At 71.7% G+C, this 1,396-nt stretch carries 3 protein-coding genes; all 3 read left to right on the top strand.

Annotated features, from left to right (window positions below):
• On the top strand, positions 1–491 hold a 491-nt coding region (flgA, locus tag QQK83_RS19295), incomplete at its 5' end, for a flagellar basal body P-ring formation chaperone FlgA (protein ID WP_284267065.1).
• A 51-nt stretch (positions 492–542) separates the two neighbouring features.
• Positions 543–875, top strand: a complete 333-nt coding sequence (gene flgM / locus QQK83_RS19290) for a flagellar biosynthesis anti-sigma factor FlgM (protein ID WP_284267064.1) — start codon at positions 543–545, stop codon at positions 873–875.
• Between the two features lie 13 nt (positions 876–888).
• The gene (locus QQK83_RS19285) at positions 889–1,251 is read left to right on the top strand and encodes a hypothetical protein (RefSeq protein ID WP_284267062.1); all 363 of its coding nucleotides are present in this window, start codon (positions 889–891) and stop codon (positions 1,249–1,251) included.
• Positions 1,252–1,396 lie beyond the last annotated feature (145 nt).

Genomic DNA, 1,396 nt, shown 5'->3' with positions numbered 1-1,396 from the left:
GCCATGCGCCCACCTGGGAGCGCCGCCTGCGCACCGGTGCCCCGCTGCCCACACTCACGCGGTCCGTAAGCGCGGCCCCGGACAGCGCGGCCCCCGCCGGGGGCGCGCCGGTCCTGGTCCTGACCCGCAGCCTTGCGCGCGGCACGTTGATCGAGGCGCATCACGTCACCCCCTCGGACGGTTCGGTCCGTCCCGCACCGGGCCGCCTTGTCGATCCGTCCGTGGTCATCGGGCGGCGGCTGACGGTGAACCTCGGCGCGGGCCGCCCGATCCTTGCGCGGCACCTCGAGCAACGTTGGCTGGTCGAAGAGGGCGCAAGCGTCGCCATCACCTCGGAGGCCGCCGGGATCAGCGTGACGGTCGCGGGCGTGGCGCTTGCAAACGGCCAGCGCGGCGACCGGATCCGGGTGCGCAACAGCCGCTCGAGCCGGGTGCTCGAGGCCACGGTGACGGATGCAGAAAATGTCGCGGTCGCGCCTAACATGAACTGAACCGCTGCCGTTGTGCCCCACGAGCCTGTTCAATCCGAAAAGATGTCCACCATGACCATGTCCGTCCCACCGTCGATCCCGCCTAGGCTTCGCCTGTCGGAGACCGGCACGGAAGCCCGCCCCGGCACCTCGCCGGAGACCGTCACCCCCGGCAGCGCCGCAAGCGCCACGAGCCTGCAGGCACCGCCCCCTGCGGCGGATGCGGCCACGCTGAGCGAGACCTCGGCCCTGCAGATGGGCGAGACGCTGGCGGCCAAGGGCCCACCCTTCGACCTCGAAACCGTCGCGCGGATCAAGGAAGCCATCGCCGAGGGCCGCTATCCGATCGACACCAAAGCCATCTCGGAAAGCCTGTTCGCGGGCCTGTCCGACCTGAACCTCTGATCCGGAGCGGACCTTGACCCTGTTTGCGATCCTTCTTTGCCTGGCGGTGCTCGCCCTTGCGGTGGCCGTCGGGATCATGTTGCGCCTCGTGTTACGACTTCAGACTGCCGCCGCCGCGCCGCGCAGCCTCGGCGATGCCGATCTCGAGGCGCTGGGGCAGCGCGTGGCCGAAACGCTGGGGGCCTCGCCCGACAGCCGTCTCGACGCGCTTGCCACGCGGATCGACCGCCTGCATGCGGAGTTCGACTGGGTGGTGGGCGAAAGCGTGATCCAGTCGGCCGTCGCGCTTGCCCGCATGGGCGAGCCCGCCGCCGAGATGCCGGAGCGCACCGGAGCCGAGGACACCGCCATGTCGCGCCGCCAGCGGCGGCACTGAGCAGCACGACCCACAGATCACTCGCGGAGCGACGCGCGCCCCTGTCATGCGGGGGCGCGCGTTTTTCTTGGCGTGGCGTGTCAGCCCGCCGGGGTGGCGGTCCCTGCCGCGCAGGACGCGGGCGCGCGGGTGGTGCGCGCGCACC

This window comes from Roseicyclus amphidinii (assembly GCF_030163755.1).
Taxonomy (GTDB): Bacteria; Pseudomonadota; Alphaproteobacteria; order Rhodobacterales; family Rhodobacteraceae; genus Roseicyclus; species Roseicyclus amphidinii.
The sequence above is the reverse complement of the archived record's forward strand: the minus strand, read 5'-3'. Positions and strand labels throughout refer to the sequence as shown.